We start from the raw sequence: 5,950 nt of genomic DNA, 5'->3' as shown, positions 1-5,950 counted from the left end.
ATATAACAGATATACTGGAATAAAAATGGTGGCAATAAAAACAAACCGGAGCCGTGCAGGAGTACATGAATACACCTGCACGGCTCCGGTTCTCTATGATACAGATGAGGTCTGCATCACTAATACCATTCGTTAATATAGCATTTTTCTGTCGGAAACAGGCGGGCCAGTTTGGTCAGGGCTTCATCATTGCCCTGGAGTTTTTCGTTGAATGCCAGGTCCTGTACATCGACGGCGCCGAAGACCAGCAGAGCCAGTGTGCCAATGGGCATGGATACTTCCGGTTTTGCTGCCGGCGTTGCGGCAACAGAAGCGTTTCCCTTATGAACGGTGAGCGTAAAGGTACCTGTATTCCAGTCGGCCAGAGGGTCATCAGTATGGAAGCAGATCCGTCCTTCCACATCGTCAGGATAGGTCAGCTGTTCCAGTGCGCCTTTGACGTCGACAATGCGGCAGGTCATGAAAGGCATCGTTTCGTGTCCCTGTTTGCCGTCGGGATAGAAGCGGTACGACTGATCGTGAAGGCCTTCGTTCCACTGAAAATCCTTGCCCTGGGAACGGTGATTATAGATATAATCCAGAAGGCCCCGCTTGCCCTGAATGGTGGCGTATACAAATTCTCCGCTTACGATCGTCGGCTCGCCAAGCTGATAAAACATATAGGCAATGGGCGTATCGCCATGGAAGGCAACGGCAATATTTCCCTCGGCCAGCTGCGCTTCGATGTGACTGCGCCACGACGCTTCATCGCGCAGGGCATAACCGGACAGCTTTCTCGTATAGGCTTCGTATACCTGAGCCAGGTACGGCCACTGATCGGGGCTGTTGACAAAGGCAAAGCGCACGGTCCTGTCAGTCAAGGGGCGGAGCGATTCCAGGGACATCGTTTCTTTCCACTGATGGCAGTACAGTTCATAGCCATAGGGCTGGTAAAAGCCGGCCTTCGACGGCATGAGAATGTTGACATAATGGCCGCGGCGCTTCATTTCCTGCAGAGCTGCAGCCAGCAGTTTGCCGCCTACGCCGCCGCGCCGGGCTGCCGGATGGGTTGCCAGGCCGACGATGTACGACGTAGGAATGACTTTGCCGCGCAGGCACAGCGTGTACGGATTCAAATGGGTCAGACAGGCCATCTGCCCGTCTTTAAAACCCATAAGAACGTTTTCGGGCCGGTAGAAATTGGAAAAATACCAGCGGAAAAAAGGATGTTCCTTCGGTTCAAAGCAATAGGCCCATAAGTTTTCTACAAGTTCCCGGTCTTCCGGGCCGGCCAGTCGAAATTCCATAGCAGTATCCTTTCTACTTTTTCAGGGTAACGTCAAATTTTTCCACAAACCGTACAGGATTATACGATTCTTTCGATTTGCGCAGTCCCGGCAGGCCCATGTCTTCTTCCCGGTTGATATAGGTCGTGTGACTCCAGGCATGAACGACGAATTCATGGTTAATGACCTGATAAAGACCGCGAATGGAGGGATCGCTCTTTTCAAAGTGAATAATGGCCGTATCGTCATTCAGCATTTCGCCAATGGAGAAGGCGACGATTTTATTGTACATGCGGATGGCGCCGCCTGTAGGCTGCAGGACGTTCCAGTTATTGAACACCGTTTCAATAGCCTGGCTTTCCCCTTCCAGCTCATCGGCATCGTCGGCATCTTCATGCTGCTGGTACCAGGTCTTTTCCGCTTCCAGACATTCGCCGAAAATATCTTCCGTAATGGGGATATATTCCCAGTTGCCGAAATACTGATTGCGGAAATGGTTGAGGTTGTTCTTTTTCTGGCGGTACTTCTTTCCCGACAGGTTGATCAGGTTCTGCGTCAGATATACGTATTCGTAGTTGTCCCGGTCCGGTGTAAATTCATAGCAGTCCGGACAGAGGGCGCGAATACGGTCTGCCGCTTCCGGCGTAACCCCTTTCATCAGGAAGGGATAGCCGTGTTCATCGAACCATTCGTGCATCCGTTCGACGCCTTTGACAAAGCTGCCGTCTTTACGGGCAAAAGGCGGAATCCAGAACTGCTTTTTGCCGCGGCCGGCGCGGACATAGAGGACGTTGTCTTCTTCAGCCCACTGAATTTCATAGGGATACTGCCAGGCAAAGAGGGTCATAAACGACGCATCAGCCTGTTCATATCGTTTTTGATGAAAATAGTCATCAATGATGGGTTTATCTTCCAAGCGGAATTCTCTAAACTGTATAATAGTAATCCTCCCCCAATTCATGTTTTGGAAACAAATGGATTATCTTGTATATAAAAACGCCAGGGAAAGTGTTTTCCCTTAACGGCGTAATCAATATGAATGCGCGGCGAACGGCCTGTATGAAAGGGCTGTCGTGCCGCCGGTCTGGCAATATACAGGCCGGAGCCGCACAGATCCATGCGGTTCTGAGCCAGCGTAATGCCCATGGCCTGACACAGCTTCCCCGGGCCGTTCGTCAGGTTTCGGCTCATTTTCGTCATGCCCCGGTTGGCCATCATTCTCTCAATCCCCTCTACGGGCTCGACGGCGCGGATAAGGACGGCCTGTGCACTTCCTGCCGGCGATGTGACGACATTCATGCAGCAGTACATGCCGTAAATGAGGTACACATAGGATATGCCGCCGGCGCAGAACATGGGCTCTGTCCGCTTCGTCAGGCCCCGAAAGGCATGGGAGCCGTCATCGGCCTGACGGCGGTAAAACCCGCCGTATGCTTCGGTCTCGACAATGCGGGCTGCATAGGTCCCCTGCGGCGTCTCATGGACCAGATACTGTCCCAGCAGAGCCGGCGCAACGACCGACGCCTTATCCTGATAGGCCTCTTTCGGCCACGGCGTATATATCATGATTTCTTTCGGTATCCCAGGGAATAGGATATTTCATAGGCATACTGACTCATGGTAAACAGCATTTTCTGGCGAATCGAATCGTAAAAACGCATGGTCGGTCCGGCAATGGTCAGCGATGCAATGACCTGTTCTTCAAAATTAAAAACCGGTACGGACAAGGCAAAAAGGCCATGTTCACTTTCATCCTGAGTCGCAGCATACCCGTTGTGACGGATTGCGGAAAATTCTTCTTCTGACAGATTGCCGTACTGCAGGATCATCCGTTTCCGCTCTTCTGCAGGCGCCCAGGCCATCAGGATCTTGCCGGCAGCCCCTTTGTACAGCGGCAGAGATTCTCCCAGGGGAACGACACGGCGCAGAGCATGGGTGCTTTCGACATGATCCAGACAGATGCGGCTGTCCCCTTCGGCCACGTACAGGCTGGCTGTTTCATTAAAAATCTGCTGAAGCCGGCGCAAATAAGGCTTGGCCAGGGTGACGACGTTTTCCGTCCAGTGCGACGAGTAGCCCAGGGCCAGAGCCTTGGGGCCCAGCCGATACTGTTTGGATGCCTCATCGCGCGTCAGGTACTGGCGCCGTTCCAGCGTATTAATAATGCGAAATGCCGTAGACGTATTGAGTTTGGTACGGACAGCAATATCCTTGAGGGTCATTCCTGTATTACATTCTACAAAAATATCCAGTACATCCAGGCTTTTTTCCAGGGATTTCAATAAGCTCCTGTGATGTGCTGTACTGGCTGTTTCTTTCATGGCCTATCACCTTGCTCTTTGGATCTATGTATCAATCTTCATGCCAATTTCCAGTTTTTCCGGCGGATCGATGACGACTTTATCCCCTTCTTTCAGGCCGTCGAGGACGACGACGCGCCCTTCTTCTTCATCGCCAGTCAGAACGGAACGGGCATCAGCCAGGCCGTCAGCATTGACAATATAGACGAAATCGCCGCTGTCCTTCGTCCGGATCGCCGTCTTGGGAACTGTAATCTGGGACACTTCCTGAGGCGTTGAAATGCGGACATGATAGAATTCGCCGGGAACAAAGAGATTCTTCGTATTGTTAAAGGTAATCTTGGCCATATACGAGCCTGTAGACGGATCTTTGGCTGTTGCCAGATAGGTCAGTTCCCCTGTTTCCGATTCGCCGTCCGGCGTGAGGACGGAAACGGAAAGGGTGCCGCTCTGTTTAGCCGTCTGCAGGGCATCGACATATGGTTCCGGTACGGCAAAAGTAGCTACAAGGGGCGTCATTTGCTGTATCGTCGCCAGGACATTGCCGGCAACGGCAACAGACGGATTATCGGACACAGCCGTTACCCGTCCGGCAAGGGGCGAGTAAATGGTAGCATTGCCCAGCATATCCCGGGCCGACTGCACAGCCTGCTGAAGCTGAGCAATGCGGGCACTGTCTACAGCAGGAGCACTGGGTGCGGCCTGCTGGACCGGAGCAGGCGTGGCTTTGGCCATCATCTGATTGTATTCTACCCTGGACAGGGCGCCATCGTTATACCAGGCCTGTATCTGGGCGCGGCGGCCACTTGTATCTCCGCTGCTGGCAGCTGGTGCCGTATATACCGGTGCCGGCGCAGCAGCTGCTGCCGATACAGCAGCAGCCAGTTCGGCCTCAGCAGAACTGATGCTCTGCTGATACGGCGCAGCGTCTATCTGTACGACTACGTCGCCGGCCTTGACTTCCTGCCCTACTGTAAGCGGAGCCGACGTAAGGCGGCCGGAAATTTTCGGCACAATCGTCGTTGCGTGCAGAGCCGTCATATTGGCGTCCAGCGTCAGTGCAACGGGATGCTCTGACTTGGATACGGTTTCAACTTTTGTAGACACGCTGTTGCCGCAGCCTGAAAGGGCAACGGCAGCCAGCACCAGGGCCATGGCAGCCCATTTTTTTACATGTACCATAGGCCATCTCCATTATACTAAAAAAACGTGTAATACAATGTAATCAGCAAGACGCCGGGAAGGCCGAATATGCCAATAAGCAGCCCTGTAACTACCGTAATGGGAACGGCATGAAACCCAAACAGATAGCCATATGTATTGACCAGATACAGGACGAGGAGCCCGACGACGAGATTAACAATCAGCCGCCGTACTGGCGCCAATACGAACTTATTCAGCAAAAATAAGGCGGCAATGCCGACAGCTACCCAAATATATTCCATATGCAGTGCCTCACATTTCCTGCCGGTTGGCTACGGCTCCTGCCAGCGTAGCTTCATCAGCATACTCAATATCGCCGCCCATGGGAAGGCCCCGGGCAATGCGGGTCACACGAATGCCGGCAGTCTTCAGCAGACGGGCCAGATACAGCGCCGTCGCTTCTCCTTCCACATCGGGATCGGTAGCAAGGATCACTTCCTTGACTTCCGGGTCATTAAGCCGCTGAATCAGTTCCTTAATCCTCAGATCTTCAACGCCTACGCCGTCCAGCGGCGAAAGAGCGCCGTGCAGCACATGATACACGCCGTGGTAGTCGCCGCTTCGTTCAATGGCCATGACGTCCTGCGGCGTTTCGACGACGCATATGACGGAATGATCCCGCTTGCTGTCACTGCAGATAGGACAGGGGTCCTGAGAAGACAAATTAAAGCAGACAGAGCAGAATTTCATCGTCTCCTTGGCATTACGAATGGCTGCTACAAAGGCGTCTACCCGTTCCGGCGGTTCCTGAACGATATAGTACGCCAGCTTGCGGGCTGTCTTAATGCCAATGCCGGGAAGGCGGCGAAACTGTTCCGTAAGCCGGTCTAAAGGCGTATCCATTAGAACATACCGGGAAGATGCATGCCGCCTGTAATTTTACCCATTTCCTGAGCCATCATTTCGTCGACTTTCTTATTGGCTTCATTTACGGCTGCTACGACGAGATCTTCCAGCATTTCCGCATCTTCCGGATCGATAATGCTCGGGTCAATATGAACGCTTTCCACATTCTTTTCGCCGTTCATGACCAGGGTCAGGGCACCGCCGCCGACAGTCGCTTCTACAGTACGTTTTTTCAGATCTTCCTGCAGTTTTTTCATTTCTTTCTGCATTTTCTGAACTTTCTTCATCATTCCCTGCATATTTCCACCAAACATGATATTTCCTCCTGTGATTGAA

The 5,950-nt window shown here is 52.6% G+C and carries 8 protein-coding genes; all 8 read right to left on the bottom strand.

Annotation, left to right across the window (positions count from 1 at the left end; translation table 11 throughout):
- Window positions 1-119 precede the first annotated feature (119 nt).
- From Q3886_RS07805 to Q3886_RS07770, 8 genes are read right to left on the bottom strand one after another with little or no spacing between them, the layout of a single operon-like run.
- A complete protein-coding gene (locus Q3886_RS07805; RefSeq protein ID WP_301860764.1) occupies window positions 120-1,286 on the bottom strand; it encodes an enhanced intracellular survival protein Eis in 1,167 nt (388 codons plus the stop codon).
- 13 nt (window positions 1,287-1,299) lie between these two features.
- Window positions 1,300-2,181, bottom strand: a complete 882-nt coding sequence (locus Q3886_RS07800; RefSeq protein WP_301860763.1) for a DUF2156 domain-containing protein — start codon at window positions 2,179-2,181, stop codon at window positions 1,300-1,302.
- A 41-nt stretch (window positions 2,182-2,222) separates the two neighbouring features.
- Window positions 2,223-2,831, bottom strand: a complete 609-nt coding sequence (locus Q3886_RS07795; protein ID WP_301860762.1) for a DNA-3-methyladenine glycosylase — start codon at window positions 2,829-2,831, stop codon at window positions 2,223-2,225.
- A complete protein-coding gene (locus Q3886_RS07790; protein WP_301860761.1) occupies window positions 2,828-3,586 on the bottom strand; it encodes an IclR family transcriptional regulator in 759 nt (252 codons plus the stop codon). The genes Q3886_RS07795 and Q3886_RS07790 overlap by 4 nt, the downstream gene beginning before the upstream one ends.
- 24 nt (window positions 3,587-3,610) lie before the next feature.
- Window positions 3,611-4,747: an efflux RND transporter periplasmic adaptor subunit gene (locus Q3886_RS07785; RefSeq protein WP_301860760.1), complete on the bottom strand. Its 1,137-nt coding sequence runs from the start codon at window positions 4,745-4,747 to the stop codon at window positions 3,611-3,613.
- Between the two features lie 17 nt (window positions 4,748-4,764).
- Window positions 4,765-5,010, bottom strand: coding sequence for a pro-sigmaK processing inhibitor BofA family protein (locus Q3886_RS07780; RefSeq protein WP_301860759.1), 246 nt, complete (start codon window positions 5,008-5,010; stop codon window positions 4,765-4,767).
- Between the two features lie 10 nt (window positions 5,011-5,020).
- Window positions 5,021-5,611, bottom strand: coding sequence for a recombination mediator RecR (recR, locus tag Q3886_RS07775; protein WP_301860757.1), 591 nt, complete (start codon window positions 5,609-5,611; stop codon window positions 5,021-5,023).
- The gene (locus Q3886_RS07770; RefSeq protein ID WP_301860756.1) at window positions 5,611-5,928 is read right to left on the bottom strand and encodes a YbaB/EbfC family nucleoid-associated protein; all 318 of its coding nucleotides are present in this window, start codon (window positions 5,926-5,928) and stop codon (window positions 5,611-5,613) included. The genes recR and Q3886_RS07770 overlap by 1 nt, the downstream gene beginning before the upstream one ends.
- Window positions 5,929-5,950 lie beyond the last annotated feature (22 nt).

This window comes from uncultured Megasphaera sp. (assembly GCF_958350005.1).
Taxonomy (GTDB): domain Bacteria; phylum Bacillota; class Negativicutes; order Veillonellales; family Megasphaeraceae; genus Megasphaera.
The sequence above is the reverse complement of the archived record's forward strand: the minus strand, read 5'-3'. Positions and strand labels throughout refer to the sequence as shown.

What these genes read in the sequence shown, in the direction of transcription:
- Q3886_RS07805 (WP_301860764.1), bottom strand. Translation starts at nt 1,286, where the DNA reads ATGGAATTTCGACTGGCCGGCCCGGAAGACCGGGAACTTGTAGAAAAC.
- Q3886_RS07795 (WP_301860762.1), bottom strand. Translation starts at nt 2,831, where the DNA reads ATGATATATACGCCGTGGCCGAAAGAGGCCTATCAGGATAAGGCGTCG.
- Q3886_RS07790 (WP_301860761.1), bottom strand. Translation starts at nt 3,586, where the DNA reads ATGAAAGAAACAGCCAGTACAGCACATCACAGGAGCTTATTGAAATCC.
- Q3886_RS07785 (WP_301860760.1), bottom strand. Translation starts at nt 4,747, where the DNA reads ATGGTACATGTAAAAAAATGGGCTGCCATGGCCCTGGTGCTGGCTGCC.
- Q3886_RS07780 (WP_301860759.1), bottom strand. Translation starts at nt 5,010, where the DNA reads ATGGAATATATTTGGGTAGCTGTCGGCATTGCCGCCTTATTTTTGCTG.
- recR (WP_301860757.1), bottom strand. Translation starts at nt 5,611, where the DNA reads ATGGATACGCCTTTAGACCGGCTTACGGAACAGTTTCGCCGCCTTCCC.
- Q3886_RS07770 (WP_301860756.1), bottom strand. Translation starts at nt 5,928, where the DNA reads ATGTTTGGTGGAAATATGCAGGGAATGATGAAGAAAGTTCAGAAAATG.